The sequence below is a fragment of the Pseudomonas sp. MWU13-2862 genome (genome assembly GCF_023242495.1).
GTDB classification, from domain to species: Bacteria; Pseudomonadota; Gammaproteobacteria; order Pseudomonadales; family Pseudomonadaceae; genus Aquipseudomonas; species Aquipseudomonas gingeri_D.
In genome coordinates, this window is record NZ_JALMEZ010000012.1 from 265,897 (window position 1) to 284,891 (window position 18,995).

General features: G+C 61.9%; 15 protein-coding genes and 1 rRNA gene. 8 read left to right on the forward strand and 8 right to left on the reverse strand.

Features of this window, described 5'->3' with window-relative positions:
- Positions 1–165 precede the first annotated feature (165 nt).
- The 5 genes from M5C56_RS22140 (at position 166) to M5C56_RS22160 (ending at position 7,573) form a co-directional block, all read left to right on the forward strand.
- On the forward strand, positions 166–852 hold the full coding sequence (locus M5C56_RS22140) for an autoinducer binding domain-containing protein (RefSeq protein WP_103497552.1): 687 nt from the start codon (positions 166–168) through the stop codon (positions 850–852).
- Positions 853–1,014: 162 nt separating this feature from the next.
- Positions 1,015–2,712 (forward strand): acid phosphatase, encoded by a 1,698-nt coding sequence (locus M5C56_RS22145; RefSeq protein WP_103497553.1) that lies wholly within the window; start codon positions 1,015–1,017, stop codon positions 2,710–2,712.
- Positions 2,713–2,916: 204 nt separating this feature from the next.
- Entirely contained in the window at positions 2,917–4,614 is a 1,698-nt protein-coding gene (locus M5C56_RS22150; RefSeq protein WP_103497554.1) for a molecular chaperone HscC, read from the forward strand.
- Between the two features lie 13 nt (positions 4,615–4,627).
- Positions 4,628–6,262 carry a J domain-containing protein gene (locus M5C56_RS22155; RefSeq protein WP_103497555.1) on the forward strand — a complete coding sequence of 545 codons (1,635 nt, stop codon included), beginning with the start codon at positions 4,628–4,630 and terminating at the stop codon, positions 6,260–6,262.
- 138 nt (positions 6,263–6,400) lie between these two features.
- Positions 6,401–7,573 (forward strand): hypothetical protein, encoded by a 1,173-nt coding sequence (locus M5C56_RS22160; RefSeq protein ID WP_103497565.1) that lies wholly within the window; start codon positions 6,401–6,403, stop codon positions 7,571–7,573.
- A 141-nt stretch (positions 7,574–7,714) separates the two neighbouring features.
- Here the strand turns inward: M5C56_RS22160 and can are convergent, their stop codons facing one another.
- The 3 genes from can to M5C56_RS22175 all read right to left on the reverse strand — a co-directional run bounded on the left by can (position 7,715) and on the right by M5C56_RS22175 (position 9,652).
- Positions 7,715–8,359 carry a carbonate dehydratase gene (gene can, locus M5C56_RS22165; RefSeq protein WP_103497556.1) on the reverse strand — a complete coding sequence of 215 codons (645 nt, stop codon included), beginning with the start codon at positions 8,357–8,359 and terminating at the stop codon, positions 7,715–7,717.
- 68 nt (positions 8,360–8,427) lie between these two features.
- On the reverse strand, positions 8,428–8,880 hold the full coding sequence (gene rimI / locus M5C56_RS22170; protein WP_100942348.1) for a ribosomal protein S18-alanine N-acetyltransferase: 453 nt from the start codon (positions 8,878–8,880) through the stop codon (positions 8,428–8,430).
- Complete coding sequence (locus M5C56_RS22175; protein ID WP_103497557.1) at positions 8,873–9,652, reverse strand: energy transducer TonB; 780 nt, start codon at positions 9,650–9,652, stop codon at positions 8,873–8,875. The genes rimI and M5C56_RS22175 overlap by 8 nt, the downstream gene beginning before the upstream one ends.
- A 167-nt stretch (positions 9,653–9,819) precedes the next feature.
- On the opposite strand from M5C56_RS22175, the gene mksB reads away from it, so the two are divergent.
- From mksB to mksF, 3 genes are read left to right on the forward strand one after another with little or no spacing between them, the layout of a single operon-like run.
- On the forward strand, positions 9,820–11,100 hold the full coding sequence (gene mksB, locus M5C56_RS22180) for an Mks condensin complex protein MksB (RefSeq protein WP_103497558.1): 1,281 nt from the start codon (positions 9,820–9,822) through the stop codon (positions 11,098–11,100).
- Positions 11,090–11,803 (forward strand): Mks condensin complex protein MksE, encoded by a 714-nt coding sequence (gene mksE / locus M5C56_RS22185; protein WP_100942351.1) that lies wholly within the window; start codon positions 11,090–11,092, stop codon positions 11,801–11,803. The genes mksB and mksE overlap by 11 nt, the downstream gene beginning before the upstream one ends.
- The gene (gene mksF / locus M5C56_RS22190; protein ID WP_103497559.1) at positions 11,800–14,640 is read left to right on the forward strand and encodes an Mks condensin complex protein MksF; all 2,841 of its coding nucleotides are present in this window, start codon (positions 11,800–11,802) and stop codon (positions 14,638–14,640) included. The genes mksE and mksF overlap by 4 nt, the downstream gene beginning before the upstream one ends.
- Before the next feature lie 2 nt (positions 14,641–14,642).
- On the opposite strand, the gene M5C56_RS22195 is transcribed toward mksF, so the two are convergent.
- The 5 genes from M5C56_RS22195 to rrf form a co-directional block, all read right to left on the reverse strand.
- Positions 14,643–14,834, reverse strand: a complete 192-nt coding sequence (locus tag M5C56_RS22195) for a hypothetical protein (RefSeq protein ID WP_103497560.1) — start codon at positions 14,832–14,834, stop codon at positions 14,643–14,645.
- Between the two features lie 94 nt (positions 14,835–14,928).
- Positions 14,929–17,232 (reverse strand): MlaD family protein, encoded by a 2,304-nt coding sequence (locus M5C56_RS22200; protein WP_103497561.1) that lies wholly within the window; start codon positions 17,230–17,232, stop codon positions 14,929–14,931.
- Complete coding sequence (locus tag M5C56_RS22205) at positions 17,225–17,848, reverse strand: paraquat-inducible protein A (protein ID WP_103497562.1); 624 nt, start codon at positions 17,846–17,848, stop codon at positions 17,225–17,227. The genes M5C56_RS22200 and M5C56_RS22205 overlap by 8 nt, the downstream gene beginning before the upstream one ends.
- Positions 17,835–18,494, reverse strand: coding sequence for a paraquat-inducible protein A (locus M5C56_RS22210; RefSeq protein ID WP_103497563.1), 660 nt, complete (start codon positions 18,492–18,494; stop codon positions 17,835–17,837). Before M5C56_RS22210 ends, M5C56_RS22205 begins: the two co-directional genes overlap by 14 nt.
- A gap of 327 nt (positions 18,495–18,821) precedes the next feature.
- Positions 18,822–18,937: ribosomal RNA gene (gene rrf / locus M5C56_RS22215) — 5S ribosomal RNA — on the reverse strand.
- Positions 18,938–18,995 lie beyond the last annotated feature (58 nt).

The following is an 18,995-nucleotide window of genomic DNA, read 5'->3' on the forward strand; positions in this document are numbered from 1 at the left end:
ACGATGCTGAATTGATGCTGAATAAGTACGCAAGAACGCAAATTCCGCGAGTCAGTGATCCGCGTCATGTATTACGCTGTCCGGACAAACCGGCACGATCGTACCATCACGTTTTTTTCCGAGCGTGCCCTGCCCCCACCCGTCGTGCTTCAAGGTGGATGAATCATGGACCAATGGAAAGAAGAGCAATTGCGGCTTCTGGGTTCGGCGCAAGACGAGCAGGAATTGTTCGAGCTCTTGCCCGGTCTGGTCAGGCAACTGGGCTACCCCTATTACCGCTATATCAGACTGGACCCCGGCGCCTCCCCACGGATAAAGAACAACTATCCCGAGGAGTGGAACCAGTACTATCAGGACCACAACCTCCACGAGATCGACCCGGTGCTGACCCGTGCCCGGCATTCCCATATGCCTGTGCTCTGGTCGCCGGAAATTTTTGCCAAGGCCCCAGCGTTCTGGACCCAAAAGCAATCGTTTGGCATGCGTCATGGCTGGTCACAGACGGTACAGCATGTTCAGGGCCACCAGAGCATTCTGTGCGTCGCCCGCCCCAAGGGCGAAATCGATCGCCGCGAGTTCTACCAAAAAGCCGGGCATATTCTGTGGCTGTGCAATGTCCTGCATTCAGCAGCCATCCGCGACCTGTCCAGCACGCCCACGTATCTGCTGTCTCCTCGGGAAGTCGAGGTATTGAAGTGGTCGGGCGAAGGCAAGACAGCACCGGAAATCGCCCGGTTGCTTGAGCTCAACGTGCGCACGGTGAACTTCCATATCGCCAACGCGATCACCAAGACCGGCACCACCAACAAAGTCGCGGCGATGGTCGCGGCGATTCAGTCCGGGGACTTGTAAGGCCCCCGGCAAAATTCCGTCACGCAATCCCTGCCCCATCCCCTCGACAATTGGCATACTGCCCGGCGGCAGAATGGATCTGTCGCTGTTCCGTCATATTGCATTGCTAAGTTTCGATGCGAAATATTTTGATACGTCAAACCCAGCCAGCAGGAACCCAGGATGAGTGACGAGAAAGACCTCGACCAGTCGCAAGCGCCCGAAAACGATAACCCCACCGACACCAGTCGTCGCCGCTTTCTCGGTGGCGTGGCGGTGCTGGGCGTTGGCGCGACGCTGACCGCCTGCGGTTCCCCGAGCGAACCCGGCAAGCCGGACACCCGCGAGCTGTCGGGCGCCGAGCTGGACAAGGCGCTGCACGACCAGGTGAAAACCGTGGTGGTGATCTACGCCGAGAACCGCAGCTTCAATAACCTGTTCGCCGACTTTCCCGGCCTCGAGAAACCCTTGTCAGCCCTTGCGGCGGCGGACTACCAGCAACGCGACCGCGATGGCAGCCTGCTGCAGACCCTGCCGCCGGCCTGGGGCGGTGTGCTGCAGATCGGCCCGCAAAGCGTCGACGGTGTGACCTACCCCGCGGAAACCCAGTTCCAGCAGAACCTGCCCAACGCTCCGTACGCCCTCAAGGGCCCGAACGGCGAGGACCTGCCCCTGAGCCTGGTCACCCGCGACCTGTGGCACGTGTTCTACCAGAACCAGATGCAGATCAACGGCGGCAAGAACGACCAGTTCGTTGCCTGGGCCGACTCCGGCGGCCTGACCATGGGTCACTACGCCCAGAACCGTTACTCGTTGCGCCTGTGGGACGTGGCGAAGGAATTCGTGCTCTGCGACAACTTCTTCCAGGGTGCCTTCGGTGGTTCTTTCCTCAACCACCAATACCTGATCAGCGCGACCGTGCCCTTCTACCCGGACGCCGCCAACTCGGTGGCCAAGCCGCAGATCGCCACGCTGCAGAGCGACGACCCGCTCGGCACGCGCCTCAAACCCCTGGAGAAATCCCCGGCCAGCGCCATGACCGGCGCGCCGCAGTTCGGCCCCAGTGCGTTGACTCCAGACGGCTACGCGGTGAACACCATGGCCCCGCCTTACTGGCCGACCTGGATCCGCGACCCCGATCATCCGGACTATGCCAAGCCGGGCTTGCCCACGGTACTGGTGCCCCAGGGCCACGAACACATCGGCGACAAGCTGTCGAAGAAGAACGTCGACTGGGCCTGGTACGCCGGTGCCTGGCAGGTCACCCTGGACCAGTTCAAGGACTCGGCCGGCATTCCGAAGATCCCGAATTTCCAGTACCACCACCAGCCGTTCAACTACTTCAAGCAGCAGGGCCCGGAAAACCCTGGCGAGCGTGCCAAGCGCCTGCGCGATGGCGGATTGGGCGAGGACCCGAGCAGCAACAAGTTCCTCGCCGATGCCCAGGCCGGCAAGTTGCCAGCGGTGACCTTCTACAAGCCCCAGGGCAACCTGAACATGCACGCCGGTTACGCCGACGTGGCGTCCGGCGACCGGCATATCGACCGTATCCTGAAAGTACTGCAAGAAAGCCCGCAATGGAAAAACATGGTGGTGATCGTCACCGTCGATGAAAACGGCGGCTGGTGGGACCACGTGGCGCCACCGCAAGGCGATCGCTGGGGTCCGGGCACACGGGTTCCGGCCCTGGTGGTCTCGCCTTTCGCCCGCAAGGGCACGGTGGATCACACGGTGTATGACACCGCCTCGATCCTGCGCTTGATCACCCGGGTATTCCAGCTGGAGAAGCTCGACGGTCTCAAGCAGCGTGATGACGCAATGGTCGCCCGCGGCCAGAAGCCGATGGGCGATCTGACCAACGCGCTACGATTTACCGTCTGAGACAGGCACGCGGAGGAGCCAGTAGCTGGCTCCTCTTCTCGCCCCCCGTAGAAGCCGGCTTCTGCAGGTTCGCTCATGTATCGGCGCCGACCAAATAATAGCCCAGAGCCACTATCCGCTTTACCCCCTCCGTACTCCGGTAATATCCTTGCCCGCTAGTATTCTGTTTCAGAATTTTGCCGAGCGAAAAGGGAGTTCGTCGTAATGATCGTAGGGATTGACCTGGGGACCACCAACAGCCTCGTTGCCGTCTGGCGCGGGGAAACCAGCGAGTTGGTACCCAATGCCCTCGGCCAGTTCCTGACCCCCAGCGTGGTCGGCCTGGACGATGAAGGCCGGGTACTGGTCGGCCAGGCGGCGAAAGAACGGCTGCACACCCACTCCCAGACCACCACGTCACTGTTCAAGCGCCATATGGGCAGCGCCCAGGAAGTACGCCTGGGCGATCGCCTTTTCCGTCCGGAGGAACTCTCCGCCCTGGTGCTCAAGAGCCTCAAGGAAGACGTCGAACGTGCCTACGGTGAAACCGTGCACGAAGCCGTGATCAGCGTCCCGGCCTACTTCAGCGATGCCCAGCGCAAAGCCACCCGGATCGCCGGTGAGTTGGCGGGACTGAAAGTCGAAAAACTGATCAACGAACCCACCGCCGCCGCTCTCGCCTATGGCCTGCACCAACGCGACAAGGAAACCTCGTTCCTGGTCTTCGACCTCGGCGGCGGCACGTTCGACGTATCGATCCTTGAGCTCTTCGACGGTGTCATGGAAGTCCGCGCCAGCGCGGGTGACAACTTCCTCGGCGGTGAGGATTTCGATAGCGTATTGCTCGAATACTTTGTCGACAGTCAACGCGGGGCCGCGGACTTCCCGGCCCCGGCCAGCGTCAGCCAGGTATTGCGGCGCGAAGCCGAACGTGTGCGCAAGGCGCTGGGCCAGGATGCCAGCGCCGAGTTCAGCCTGCGTGTCGACGGCCGGCAGTGGAGCCGGACCGTTACCCAACAGCAATTGGCCGAACTCTACGCTCCGCTGCTGGAACGTCTGCGCGGCCCGATCGAACGGGCCCTGCGCGATGCACGGATTCGGGTCAACGACCTGGACGAAATCCTGCTGGTGGGGGGCACCACACGCATGCCGCTGGTGCGCAAGCTGGCCGCCGGCCTTTTCGGACGCTTCCCCTCCATCAGCCTCAATCCGGACGAAGTCGTGGCCCACGGTGCCGCCATTCAAGCCGCACTGAAAGCGCGCTCCGCCGCACTGGAAGAAGTGGTGCTGACCGATGTCTGCTCCTACACCCTTGGGATCGAAACCTCCCATCAGTTCGGCCAACAGATCGACAGCGGACACTACCTGCCCATCATCGAGCGCAACAGCATCGTGCCGGTCAGCCGGGTCAAGACCGTGTATACCCTGCAAGACAACCAGGCCGTGGTGCTGCTGAAAATCTACCAGGGAGAAAGCCGCCTGGTACGCGACAACGTCTTTCTGGGACAGCTGGAAATGCCGGTGCCCAAGCGCAAGGCCGGCGAGGTCTCGCTGGATGTGCGCTTCACCTACGACAACAACGGTCTGCTCGAAGCCCAGGTCAATATTCCGCTGACCGGCGAACAGCACTCGCTGATCATCGAGAACAACCCCGGGGTGCTGTCACCGGAAGAGATCCAACAGCGCTTGCAGGCCCTGACCTTGCTCAAGGTGCACCCACGCGATCAGCAGGTGAACACGGTGCTGAGCGCACGCCTGGAACGTCTTTACCAGGAAAGCCTGGGCGAGTTGCGCGAACGTATCGGCCAATGGGCCGGGCAGTTCCAGCAAGTGCTCGAGGGACAGGACGAACGACGCATTCGCGAGATCCGTCAGGAACTGATCGAGCAGCTGAATAAACTGGACAACGGTATCTGGCACTGACAGGAGCCGCGACATGAATTGCTGGACGCTCTTGCAACTGCCGGAAGACGCCGATGAACGCAGCATCAAGCGCAGCTACGCGCGACTGCTGAAAAGCAATCGCCCGGATGAAGACGCCGTGGGTTTTCAACGCCTGCGCGAAGCCTATGAGCATGCGCTCGAGATTGCTCGCTGGCGGGACGATGACTCGCCAGAAGAAGCGCCTCCCCTGCCCATGGCCGTCCTGACAGCCGACGCGATGGAACACGCCCAAACGTATGAATGGCCCTGGCCCGCGGATATTCAACCGCTGAACACGCGCCCCGCGGCGCCGGTCCGCGATGATCCGATCCCGTCCCTCCTGGCCGACCTCACCGAACAGAACTTGCCGGAGCGTTGGCAGCAGGCACGACAACAGCAATGCGCCGACGCGTTTCAACAGGCGCTGTTGAACCTGTGCTTCGAACAACCGGGGCTGCGTCGTTCAATTGCCGCTTGGGCCGTTCAGCAGTTGGAATGGTTGACGCCCTGGCAAACTGTGCGCATGACACCCTGGCAAGCTGAAGCCTTGTCCAGTGGATTGCTGCAGGAATATCGGCAGACACTGCAGGACCTGCTGGAGGCCGGGCAGGAACGGCCATTCCTCCAGCAGTTGAAAAACTACCTGCAACAGCCCTGGATCAAGGTATTCGACCGGAGCCAGGAATGGCAAAGGATTGTGCTGCAACTGCTCAACGAAACCCAATGGAGCGTGCCGTTATTCGACCGGGTCTGTCAGGCGTTCGGCTGGGACGATCAGGCAGGCGTAACCCCTGAACCGCTGTGGATCTGGCAATCGCTGAACAGGCGCTGCGAGCGCGAAGCCTTCTATGGGGAACTGCAAACCAGAGCCTTGAACCATTTCGAGGGGGAGCCGGTGCAAAAAGCAGCCTTTGTGCTGCTGACGCCCCTGTCTCTCTGGCAACTGGGCCTGGAATTCAAGGGCTTTACCCATAGCCATTGGCAGGCCTGCCAGGACCTTGCAGACCAACTCACCCACAGGTACCCGGAACTTATCGAGCGCCTGCCCAATCCCGACGTTTTTTTCTGGCGCAAGTTCCTACCCCGCGCCGTCCCCCCCTCCAGTTGGAGATGGCTATGGGCCGGCTGCTCGTTGGCGCTGATACTGTCGACGATTCCCGCATGGCAAACCTGGCAAGCCAAAGGCGAGCTAGGGACCAATTTGCTTGTTTCGCTGCTGACGGGTCTGGTCCCGGTGATTGTCGGCACCTATGCGATGAATGTCTGGCAGGCCATCTCCAGGCAACTGCTGACGATCGATTTATGGCTGAGCGAATACCTGCTGCCCAAACGCATCAACCCGAACCGATATTGGCTGGTCATTCGTCACGGCGTGCCGCAGGCAGTCATCGCACTGCTGTTTCTGGCCTGGTCCGGCGGCCTGGGCATGGCGACATTCATCGGCATCGGTGCAATCGGCCTCTTCGACAGCAAGCGCCAGGGCGGCGAGCGCCCCGAATCGATCTGGCGACACCCCTGGCAGGCCATCCTGCACTTCACCCACTGGAGCCCCCTGCAACTGGGATTCTTCCTGCTGATGTTGTGCATCACGATCACATGTTTGCTGGTGGTCCCTGGCTATCCACTGACCGCGGACAGCAGGCGATGAAGTCCGGGGGAACGCCTACGCTTGGTCAGGGATATCAAGTACAAGAAAAATCACAGTTTCCCCATAACGGGAAAATACCACCTGCAGCAGTATGAGCAGTCACCTCACCCAATGGTCAACGCTGAAAAGGATCTGAGCATGTCAAAACTCGCTGTATTGACGAGTACCTTAGCCGCACTCACCCTGAGCACCCTTGCCCACGCCGATGTCGAAATGAAACTGGGTAGCCGGGAACGCGTCACCCAGCTTTTCGCCTATCCCAACAACTGCAACGTCATCTGCTTTCGCAACTGGACCCTGGAACAGACCGCCGAGCACTACCTGAACCAGAGCGTGCAGCGCGACGGCTACACCAACGCCAAGGTGACGGTGAAAGCCGAAGCCGGCCAACTCTATGCCCACTTCAGCGGCGTGCCGAACGGTTATGACAAACCGCTGGCGCAACTGCTCAATGCTGGCGAACTGGCCTACAAAGGCGCCTCGAAACTGAATGCCGACAGCAAATGGGCCTACAACTGGTACCTGTTCCTGCCGCTGGGCCTGGCCCTGGACAACCGCAAGAGTGTCGAACTGCTGCACTTCCCGCCGGATTACTCGTTGACCCAGGCCCAGGACTACCTGGAGTCGGCCACCACCGACCGCTGGGCCGAGCTCCTGACCGACAACGGTATTCCCAAGGAGCAGACACCGGGTTACCAGACCATCATCGACATCGCCCCGATTGCCGCGCCGTCCAACGCCGGCAGTACCCTGGAAACCGTCTACAGCTACTTCACCGACTACCAGACCACCATGGTCAAGGAAGTCAGTGTCACGTCCAAGGGCACGGCGTTGCCGATGGTGGCCTTCGGTGCACCGGTGCGCAACTGGATCAAGCAGCAATATGGCGCGGACGTCGGTGTGCTACAGCTGGGTCTCATCCGCCCGGCAGCGGGGACGATAGTACCGGTGCTGGGCTCCAATCACCCGAGCTATATCTGGTACGCAGCGGACCCGGCCAGCTATGGCGGCGATCAGGCGAAGGCCGATGCGGCGGGCTTGAAGGTCATGGGGCAGGACTTGAGTGCCGCCTGCTGGCAGGCCGGCATGGGCCAGAAACCGGGCAGCGATCCGGCGGCGCAGCTGAAAAGCTGTACCGACAACTGGCAGGTGACCAACACCCAGAAAACCTGCGTGCTGTTCTATGAGTCGATACGCAAGCTGTCGCCAGCCGATGCCGAGAAACAATGCTCGACCACGGCGATCAAGACGCAGCTCAACGAGCTGAAGAAACCGGCACCGGCACCAGTGACGGCGATGCCGGTCATCTGACGAGCGCTACAACATCCACTGTGGGAGCTGGCTTGCCAGCGATGGCGGCCTTGAGGTCAATGTCAGACTCAAGGGCCTCATCGCCGGCAAGCCAGCTCCTACAGGGGCGCTCGACGCAAGATTTGCGGGGTCAGCAAAACCTCAGAGCGCATCCACCGGCCGCAACCGGTACTGCGGCGGCAACTGCTCGATGCCGCTGATGGTGGCGTTCAGACTCTTCCAACGCCCATCCTTGATCCCGTAGATGCAGCCGTGGATCGACAGGCTCTGCCCTCGGTGCCAGGCATTCTGCACAATGGTGGTATGCCCGACGTTGGCCACCTGCTGGATCACGTTCAACTCGCACAAGCGGTCGACCCGCTCTTCCTCGGTCGGCAACTGCGCCAGCACTTCGCGGTTCTCGTAGTACAGGTCGCGAATCGACCGCAGCCAGCCATCGATCAGGCCCAACTGGCGATCCTGCATCGAAGCCCGCACACCGCCGCAACCGTAGTGGCCGGTAACCAGGATATGCTTGACCTTGAGCACATCCACCGCGTACTGGATCACCGACAGGCAATTGAGGTCGGTGTGCAGTACCACGTTGGCCACGTTACGGTGCACGAACAGGTCGCCCGGCAGCATGCCGACGATCTCGTTGGCCGGAACCCGCGCATCGGAGCAGCCGATCCAGAGGAATTCCGGGGTCTGCTGGCGCGCGAGCTTGGCGAAAAACTCCGGGTCTTCTTCCTTGATCGCAGCAGCCCAGCGCTCGTTGTTATCAATCAGATCCTGTAGTTCGTTCATGCTCTGCCGCCTCAAGATAGTCCGAAGTTATGACACCCGACCCCGGCTCGGGGTCACGTGGAAAATCTTCAGTCAACCAACGTACACGCCATCACCACCGCGTCTTCGCGTCCACCCACCGCAGGGTAGTAATCGCGACGGCGTCCGACCTCATTGAAACCATAACGCTCATACAGGCGGAAGGCCGCCCGATTGCTGTCGCGCACTTCAAGGAAACATTCCCGGGCCTCGGCCGCATGGGCCCGCGACATCAGGTGTTCGAGCAGGCGCAAACCCAGGCCACGGCCCTGGCTCTCCGGCTTGACCGTGATATTGAGCAGGTGCGCCTCATCGAGAATGATCTGCACCACGCCATGCCCGACCTGCTGGCTGCCTTCGAACATCAACCAGATCTGGTACTTGCCCAGGCCATCGAGGAAAATCCCGCGGGTCCAGGGATGGCTGAACGCCGCGTATTCGATCTTCAGGACCGCATCCAGGTCCGCCTCGGTCATCGGGCGAAAACTTACCGCATCACTCATCGTTACTTTTCCATCGCGCCATCAGCCGGCGCATGGCTTGCCAGACATCAGCCTTGCGCTGTGGCTCATCCATCAATAATTCCAGACCGGGCAACGCCCAGGCCGATCCCAGGCCTTCGACCTGCAGTTCACGGTTATACGATTGGGCATTGGCTTCACCGGCAAAACGCACTGCCGGCAGGCCGATCAGCCACAGGCAGGCGCACTCGCCCTCTTCCCGACGGGCCTGGACAAAGCCCTGGACAAAGTCCCGCGCCGCATCCGGGCCCTGGTCGAGGTTGCCGCGTACCAGCAGCGGCCAGCGCACCGGCTCGCCGACAATCTGCGGGCTGTCCGGCAGCCCGGCGGCGCGCAGCATGTCCTTGAGCAACAGGTAGGCCGGGTCGCGACTCTGGAACGCCTCGCCTGTGGGTAACTCCACCAGCACCAGGCAACGCCCGGCGCGCAACAATTGCAGGGCGAAACGCGGCGGCGGGACCTGAACCGCCTTGACCGGGGCCGGCGCCTCTTCAACAGCGACCGCCGGCTTGCTTTCGGCGCGCTGGATCGGCGAGGGCCGTGGCACTTCGATCTTTGGCCGCTCGACGGGCCTGGCCATCGGTTCAGCGGCCTTGCTCGCCTCAGGCACGGGAGCCTGGACCTCGACCAACGGCTCCGGCTCGACAAACAACTCCGGCCGCGACGGCGCGGCGAACGGCAGTTCGGTGCGGGGCAGCCAGTGGACCACCTGCATGGCGGTCAGATAAGCGCGGCGGCGGGACTCGATAAGCAAAGGTCGGCCATCTGTGGATAAGTTGAAGCAGGGATTCTACCGCCCTTCGGCGAAGATCGCCCGCAGTTGATCGCAAGAACGCCAAGCCTCCGATCACCTGCGGGTCAATCAGGTGCTTGATGCAGTACAATCGCTCCTTTTAATTTGCCAACCAGCCGGCCTCTCCCATGATCGAACCCAAGCGCGTCTTGCGCGCCCTCGCCGAGCACTGGGCCCTTCTGGAGCCTCTGTGCGAACACTTCGACCAAGGCACCCTGAGCCTCGGTGAACTGCGCCAGCAACTGGCTGCCCAGCAGCTGGACAGCACGCCCCAGGACATCACCAGCCTGCTGGACGTGTGGATTCGCCTCGATATCCTGGTGCCCGTGGCGAAAAGCCCGAACCGTTTCGAGCTCAATGCCCAGATCCACGACTTCCTCGCCTACCTGCGCCGCGAACACCGCCTGGGCCTGTGCCTGGAAATCGAAGCCTACCTGCGCCACCTCGAGCGCCTGGCCGGTTACATCCAGGATGCCTTCGATATCCGCGACGGCAACGACCTGGCCCGCCAGCTGCGCCTGCTCGACATGCGCGTGCGTGATGTACTGAAAAAGCTCGCCAACGACGAACAGGCCCTGGTGGCCGTCGCCGAACGGGCCAAGACCAGCGACCGGCAGATCCCGCTGCGCCAGCGTTACGCCGAGGTCCTGGCGACCTGGGACGAATACGTCGAGCCGATGATCCAGCTGGTGAACGCCGACGGCGCCTTCGAACAGGGCGTGCGCAAGGTCGAGAACGTGCTGTTGCGCATGCTCAGCGAACAGCAACGTCTTGGCCACCTGGTGGACGACGACATGCTGCTGCGCACCCACGCGCGGATCCTGGAAATGCAGACCAGCGCCCAGTTGACCCTGCGCCATGCCCGCGAACTGCTGCTGCCGCTGCGTGAAGAAGCCCGCCGGCACAACGCCGTGACCCGTGGCGCGGCCCTGGCCCTGTCGGTGATCCGCCGCAAAGGGCTGGACGCCGTGCCGCAAGCGGCGATGCCGATGTTCACCCGCCCGCAAAGCACCTTTCTCGGCAGCTCCGGCCAGGTCGAGGCCTATGTCTATGCCCTGGCCCGCTTCGAAGCCAAGCCGTCGCGTTTCCCCAAGGCGCACAAGTCGTCCAAGGGCGGCGAGTCGCCACGGGCGCCGCGCACGGTCAAGGAAATGCTCGAACGCTGCAGCGACGCCCTGCCGATGCCGGACCTGATGAGCTGGCTGCTGGAGCAGGAGCCGGACGGCGCCACCGACGAATTGCTCTACTGGTTCTCGCGCCTGTCGCGGGAAAAACGTTTCCAGCGCGAGCGCCTCGAACGCCGCGACTACCACACCCAGGAGCACCAGGTCAGCCTGCGCTCCTTCGCCCTGCTCTCGCGTGTCGAAGAAGCCGGCGAAAATTCCGCGAGCACACCCCATGCATCTTGATCTTTCCGAACTGTCCCAGCTGGCGCCGATCTTTCGCGAGCTGTTCAAGGGTTACCACGTCAGCCGCCGCGACCCGGAGCTGTACGCCCAACTGTCCAACTGCCAGGACCAGTACCGCACCCTGTTCAAGGCCCTGGGCTTCGAGCTGGTCTGCGACACCCGTGGTTTCTACTACTTCGTCCCGGACAATGCCGCCGCCCAGGTGAACAAGACCGCCCAGCGCCTGGCGCTGTTCACCTTCATCCTGGTGGAACACCTCGCCGACCAGGGCCGCGACCCGGTGGCCGTGCTCGATGGCGGCAGCCTCGGTCGTGACGAACTGCCGTCGCTGCTGGAGAAATACCGCGACCTGTTCGTCCAGGCCGAAGTCACCACCCAGGAAGAGCTGGAAGAGAAGATCATGCGCCGCATGACCCAGCTCGGCTTCGCCCTCGAAGAACCCGGCCTGTTCCGCTTCCTGCCACCGATGCACCGCTTCCTCGACGTCTGCCTGTCGGTCCAGCAGGACCGCGACATGGCCGCCAGCCTGCACAGCGTGCTGCCGTTGCCGACGCCGGTGCTGGTGGATGACGACAGCGACGAAAAATTGCTGGAAACCGATGACCCGCTGGACCTCAGCGAATTCGTCGAGCCCACCGAAGAAAGTGAAGAAGACGCGCTGGCCCGGGCCATTGCCGCCGAGCAACAGGAGATGGACGCATGAGCCAGGAACGCTACGGTATTCGCCGCTTCGCCCTGCTGAACACCGCCGGCTACAGCCTCGGCCTGTTTCCCCTGGAACATCCGCTGTCGGTGTACGGCGCGAACAACCTGGGTAAATCGGCCTCGATCAACGCCTTGCAGTTCCCGATCCTGGCACGCATGTCGGACATGAGCTTCGGCAAGTACAGCCTGGAACAGTCGCGGCGCTTCTACTTCGCCACCGACACCAGCTACATCCTCGTCGAAGTCGCCCTGCCCCACGGCCCCCATGTGATCGGCGTGGTCGGGCGCGGCCCGGGCGGCGGTTTCGGCCACCAGTTCTTCGCCTACGCCGGACGCCTGGACCTGGCCCACTACCAGAAAGACGACACCTGCCTGCGCCAGAAGGAACTGTTCAACAACCTTGAACGCAACGGCCTGAAAGCCTACGAGCTCAAGCCCGATGAACTGCGTCGACTGCTGGTCGGCGGTCATACTTCGATTCCGCTGGACCTGACGCTGATCCCGCTGCGCTCCACCAGCGAACAGAGCCTGAAGACCTTCCGCGCGCTGTTCATCAACCTGCTGCATATGCGCGAGATCACCGCCGCCAAGCTCAAGCAGCTGTTCCTCGATGCCTTCGAGCACAGCCTGCGTTCCGGCAGCGTCGACTATATCGCCGCCTGCGAGGAAGCCTTCCGCGATGTGCGGCGCATGGAGCAGGACTACAACGCCATGGTTGCCGCCGGCCCCCTGGTCGAGGCGCTGGCCTCGGGGGTACGCCAGCGCGATGTGCTGCGCGGCAAACTGCACCGTATTTCACCGCTGCTGGACTCGTTGCTCGGTACCTGGTCGGACTATGCCGGTGCGCGCAAGGAAGAGCTGGTCATCCAGTCCGAGCATTACCGTAATGAACAGGACGCCTTGCAGAACGACCAGCGCAGCAGCACCCAGGAGCTGATGCGCCTGGAGCGGGAAATCAGCGACCTGCAACGCTGGCTCGGTGAACTGTCGGTACTCAAGAATCGCTTCGCCCTGGTCAACGATGTGAAGGTGCTGGAGCAGCAACTGCTGGCGGCCAAGGATGCCCACGACGAACTGGCCGGCGCCCTGGCCCAGTCCCGGCAGTTCAGCGCCGAGGACCTGGAAGAACGTCTGCGCGACCTGGAAAAACGCCTGAAGTCGGTGAAACAGCAACTCGATCACGCCGACAACAACAGCTATGCACGGCTGCGCGAAGAGTTCTCGCAACAGGATGTCGAGCGCCTGATGCGCCTGTTCAATAGCGCCCTGTTCAGCCTGCCCCTGGGCGAGCACGGCATTGCCCTGGACGAGGAAGGCGAGTGGGTCAAGTCCATGGAACTGATCCTCGACGGTTTCAAGGGCGAACGCTTCGAAGTGCCGGGCCTGTCCATCGACCTGTCCCATATCGAGCCGCCGGCGCTGCAAGCTCTGGCCGATCGTGCTGCATTGCGTGACCAGAAAGAGCGCCTGGAGAAAGAGCTCAAGCAGCTGAAAACCCAGCAGGCCGTCGCCGCCGACCGGGCCGCGAGCAAGACCCAGACCGAAGCGCTGTACCAGCAAGTGCTGGACGCGCAGAAAGCCCTGGAAGACTTCCGCCGTGCCCAGACCCTGAGCGCCGAGGAAGGCGACAAGCTGGAACAATTGGCCCAACTGGAAGGCGCGCAGGATGAACTGAAGCGCTCCAGCGATGCCTTCACCGAACGCGTCCAGCAGCTGTCGGCCAAGCTGCAATTGGTGGGCCGGCAGATCGGCGATATGGAAGCCAAGCAGCGTACCCTCGACGACGCCCTGCGCCGTCGCCAGCTGCTGCCGGCCGACCTGCCGTTCGGCACGCCGTTCATGGATCCGATAGATGACTCCATGGACAACCTGCTGCCGCTGCTCAACGACTACCAGGACAGCTGGCAGGGCTTGCAGCGGGCCGACGGGCAGATCGATGCGCTCTACGCCCAGGTGCGTCTCAAGGGCGTGGCCAAGTTCGACAGCGAGGACGACATCGAGCGCCGCCTGCAACTGCTGATCAACGCCTATGACCACCGCACCGACGAAGCCCTGACCCTGGGCAAGGCGCGCCGTGCGGCGGTGACCGATATCGCCCGGACCCTGCGTAATATCCGCAGCGACTACGACAGCCTGGAACACCAGCTGGCGCTGTTCAACCGCGAGATCAACAAGCGCCAGGTCTCCAACCTGCAGAGCTTCCGTATCGTGCTGGCGCCAAACAAGGACGCGCTCAAGCATATCGACCAGATCATCCACAGTGCCGGCCAGTACGAGGAAGGCGAAACCCTGTCGGTGTTCGACCTGAGCCAGAGTGCCGATCAGGACAACAAGAACGAAGAGGCCAAGGAATACCTGGCGCGGCTGGTGGCGGCAAACCACAACCAGCTGGGCTTGAAGGACCTGTTCGAGCTGGCGTTCGAGATCACCAAGGTCAACGGCCAGCCGGTGATCCACACCGATATCGACGGCGCGGCGTCCAACGGGACGACCATGACCATCAAGGCGCTGACCAACATGTACCTGTTGCTGCACCTGATGGACCGCGACCAGGCCGGGCGCGTGCGTCTGCCGTACTACCTCGACGAGGCCGCGGACATCGACGAACGCAACCAGGCGGCGTTGCTGGAGACCAGCCTGCAACTGGGCTTCGTGCCGATCCTGGCGAGCGTGAAGCCGCAGGTGTCGGCGCACGTAGCCATCGACCTTGAAGGCGGCAGCGGGCCGAACGGGATCTATATCGACGAAGCGGACTGGAAGTACATCCGCCGGCACGATGAGGTCCGGGCAACGGTGCCGAGCGAAGCGGCGGAACCGGAGCTGGACGAGGTCTGACTTCAGAAGCTGGAAAGCAAAAGGCCGCGATCATTGATCGCGGCCTTTTCATTCTTGTGCCCAGCCCACGAATACATGCCGACATTTGTCGCGCTGCTGCCTGTGTGGGAGCGGAGCTTGCCCGCGAAAGGAGCGCTGCAGTTTTCCAGGCACACCGCGTTATCGTTCTTCGCGGCGGTGCGGCGTCCCGACAAGCTCCGCTCCCACACAAGCTCTACACCCCATACAAACTCTACAGCCGCGCAAGCTCTGCGGCTGCCGGCCTGGTGTCTACCCACAATCCCCCGGCTATTTGCCCAGGCTGATCTTCGGCGCCCAGGTCAGCCACTCATCCTCGAACTTGTCGAACAGCGGGAAGGTCTGCAACGGCCGCGCCGCCGCGCCCATGCGCTCGCCATCCGGCGTGGCAAAGGCGATCCCGCCCTGGATCAGCGTCTCCAGCGATTCGGTACGCACCGTCGCGCCTTTGAACAAGCCGAAGTCGACACCAAACCCGCTGGTGTTCCAGAACCGGCTGCCAGTGTGCACCAGCGATGCATAACGGGGCTCGATCAGGATATGGATCAACACCCGGTCGGCGGTCGCTCCCAGCTCATACCCGGTCACCTTGCCCACCGTCACCTCGCGGTAGGTCACCGGCACGCCTTCCTTCAGCGAACCACGTCGCGCGGCGCTCAGGGTCAGGCTCAACCCGGCTTGCGGCACCGCCGCATCCGGCGGTTCCTTGAGCGCGACAAAATCCTTCTGCACCCCGAGTTTCTTCGTTGCCGGCTGCACCTCGAGGTACTGCCCGGTGACCAGGGTTTCCAGATTGGCGGTCTTGATCAGGCCCAACTCCGGTTTCACCACCCAGAACTGGCTGCCGGCCCGGGCGATACGCTCCGGCACTTCGGTAATCCGCGCCGACAGCAACACCGACTGCAGGTCATCGCTCAGGTCGACACTTTCGATCTTGCCCACATCCAGGCCTTTGAAGCGGATCGGCGTGCCACTGCGCAGGCCGTCGGCGCGATCGACCCGAATGGTGATCAGGGTGCCTTGCTGCTGCGCCTCGTCATGGTTGGGAAACAGGCGGAAACGCGGAATGCGTTTTTGCAACGGGGCTTTGTCCAGTGGGGTCTCGAAGGCGATACCACCGGCCATCAGGCTTTGCAGGGACTCACTCTTCACCTGGATGCCACCGGTCAGGCCACCGCTCAGGGTGATGCCACTGGCGTTCCAGAAACGGCTCGAAGCGTTGACCAGGTTTTCATATTCCTTCTCGATATGGACGCCGATAATCACTTGTTTGCGGGTACGGGAGAACTGGTAGCTCTGTACCGAGCCGACTTTCACCTGGCGGTAGAGCACCGGGCTGCCGACATCCAGGGAACCCAGGTTGTCAGTGAACAGCACCATGTGCAGACCCGGCGAGCGCAGGTCCAGAGGCGGCGCCTTGGCTCGGGCCTCGAACTCACGCTGCGGGTGACCGCCTTTGTCGCCGGGGCGAATGGCGATGTAGTTGCCTTTGACCAGGGCCTCGATCCCGGTGATACCGGCCAGGGAAATCGACGGCTTGACCACCCAGAACTGGGTACCGTCCACCAGGTAATCCTCGGCCAGCGGATCGAGGGTCAACTCGGCGTTGGCGCTGGTCAGGTCGGGGTCGATCTTCAGGGTTTTCAGGCTGCCGACCTGGATACCTTTGTACATCACCGGCGTACGCCCAGCCTGCAACCCCTCGAAGTCGCTGAGTTTCACCTTGACGCGGATCCCGGCCTGGGCGGCGTCGAAATCCTCATAAAGGCGGAACGGCAGGCTCGGGTCGGTGGGCGGGCTGTCCTTGCGATTCTCCGGCGTGGCGAAGGCGATACCACCGGCGACGATGCTCGCCAGGGACTCGCTGCGCACCTTCACCCCGGACAAATTGGCGTCGATGCTGATGCCGCTGGCGTTCCAGAAACGCGTGTGTTTGCGCACCAGGTTGGCGTAGGTCGGCTCGATAAAGACCTTGAGCTCGACCATGTTCTGGTCCGCCGAGAGTGCATAACTCTTGATCTGGCCGACCTGGATCTGCTTGTAGAACACCGGGCTGCCACGGTTCAGGGAACCCAGGCGGTCGGCCTTGATGGTGATATGCAGGCCCGGCTTGAGGTCCGACAGCGGCGGCTCCTGGTTCAACGCCTTGAACCTGCGCTCCGGTTCGCCATCCCCGGGACTGACCGCGATGTAGTTGCCGGACACCAGGGTATCCAGGCCGGTGATCCCCGCCAGGGTCACACTCGGTTTGACCAGCCAGAAGCGGGTGTTGGTGCGCAGGGACGACTCGACATCCTTGTTCATCTCGATGGTGGCGACGACCCCCTTGGTGGAGCCTTCGACATCCAGGCTCAGGCCCTTGACCTTGCCGATGGGCATGCCCTTGTAGACGATCTCGGTCTTGTTGGCCTGGATGCCCTCGCCGCTTTCGAAGCGCACCTGGATTTCAATGCCGGTCTGATTATAGGCACGCCAGCCGAGCCAGCCGCCGATGATCAGGGCAATCAGCGGCAGGACCCAGACGGCCGACCAGTTCGAGGCCGGACGGGTTTTGGCTTTTGGCAAATCACTCATGGTCGTCGTCCGACTCCGTGTTGTCCCAGATGAGTCGGGGATCGAAGGTTACTGCGGCAAGCATCGTCAAGATCACCACACTGGCAAAGGCTATCGCGCCGAGATTGGCTTCGACGCTGGCAATTCTTCCAAAGTTCACGACCGCCACCAGAATGGCGATCACAAAGATATCCAACATTGACCAGCGGCCAATGAACTCGATAAAGCGGTACATGATGATCCGCTGCCGGGCCGACATTGGCTGGTGACGCTGAACCGAGAACAAGAGCAGGGCGATGCCCACCAGTTTGAACGTCGGTACCAGAATACTGGCGACAAAAACCACGGCGGCAATGGGAAACATACCGTGCTGCACCAGGGTGATGACACCGGACATGATGGTACTGGGATCGCCCTTGCCCAGGGAACTGACGGTCATGATCGGCAACATATTGGCCGGGATATAGAGAATCGCCGAGGTCAGCAGCAAGGCCCAGGTGCGCATCAGGCTGTTGGGGCGCCGTGGGTGCACAGCCGCACCGCAGCGAGTACAGGCCTGCTCGTCGCTGTCCTCTTCCTGGCGGTTCAACTCGTGGCATTCCGTACAGATCAGGATGCCTGCATCAATCGCCCGCATGTTCGTCCTCTCCCGATAACGCCTGCCAGATCTGGTGGGGCGACATGACCACCTCCAGCATTACTTGGACCAGCAGCAAACCGACAAAGCAGGCCAGGCCCAATCCGAGGCTCAGCTCCGCCAGGTCGGCGAGTTTGACAATCGCCACCAACACCCCCATGAGATAGACCTCAAGCATGCCCCAATCGCGCAGGTGGTGGTAAATGCGGTACAGCAACAAACCATAGCTGCGCCCGATATCCCAGCGAATGCTCAACAGCACGGCCAACTGGCAGAGCAGCTTGAGCAAGGGGATACCCATGCTGCACAGGAACACCACCACGGCGATGCCGGACATGCTGGTATGGTACAGGCCCAGTACGCCGCTCCAGACCGTATCGTCGGAAGTCCGGCCCAGAAGATTGAGCTGCATGATGGGTAAAAAGTTCGCCGGGATGTACAACAGCAGTGCGGCGAGCACCAGGGCCAGGCTACGTTCGACGACATTGTGCCGATGGGCGTAGAGCTCGTAGCCGCAGCGTGGGCACTGGGCTTTTTCGCCAAGGCCGAGCTGGGGCTTGCGCATCAGCAGGTCGCACTCGTGGCAGGCCACCAGCGTGTCCAGGGGAAGTTCCGACACCTTTGAAGGGTCAACCGGATCCGGCATAAATGGGCTCAGGTTCTGTAAAAGACGGGGGCTATTCTAGTGTTCCGGCTCAAAAATAACCTTGTCAATTTGTCAGGAAACGGTCTGATTCGTCGAGGGCTTGCATATGACTCTTGGGCCCTGCAGCGCCTATTCGGCCGTCTTCGCGGGCAAGCCCTGCTCCTACAGTGTGGTGTCGTACACAAGATCGGTGAACGACGACGTCCTGTAGGAGCCGGGCTTGTCGGATCGCCGCACCGCCGCGAAGAGGCCCCTGAGCCATGCGACATTTCAACGCCACAAAAACAAAACCCCAACTGCTTTCGCAATTGGGGTTTCGGAATTTAATCTTGACGATGACCTACTCTCACATGGGGAAACCCCACACTACCATCGGCGATGCATCGTTTCACTGCTGAGTTCGGGATGGGATCAGGTGGTTCCAATGCTCTATGGTCGTCAAGAAATTCGGTAGCCAGCTCGTTTGCCCTTACGGGTTCACGCTCGTTTGCCCTTACTCGT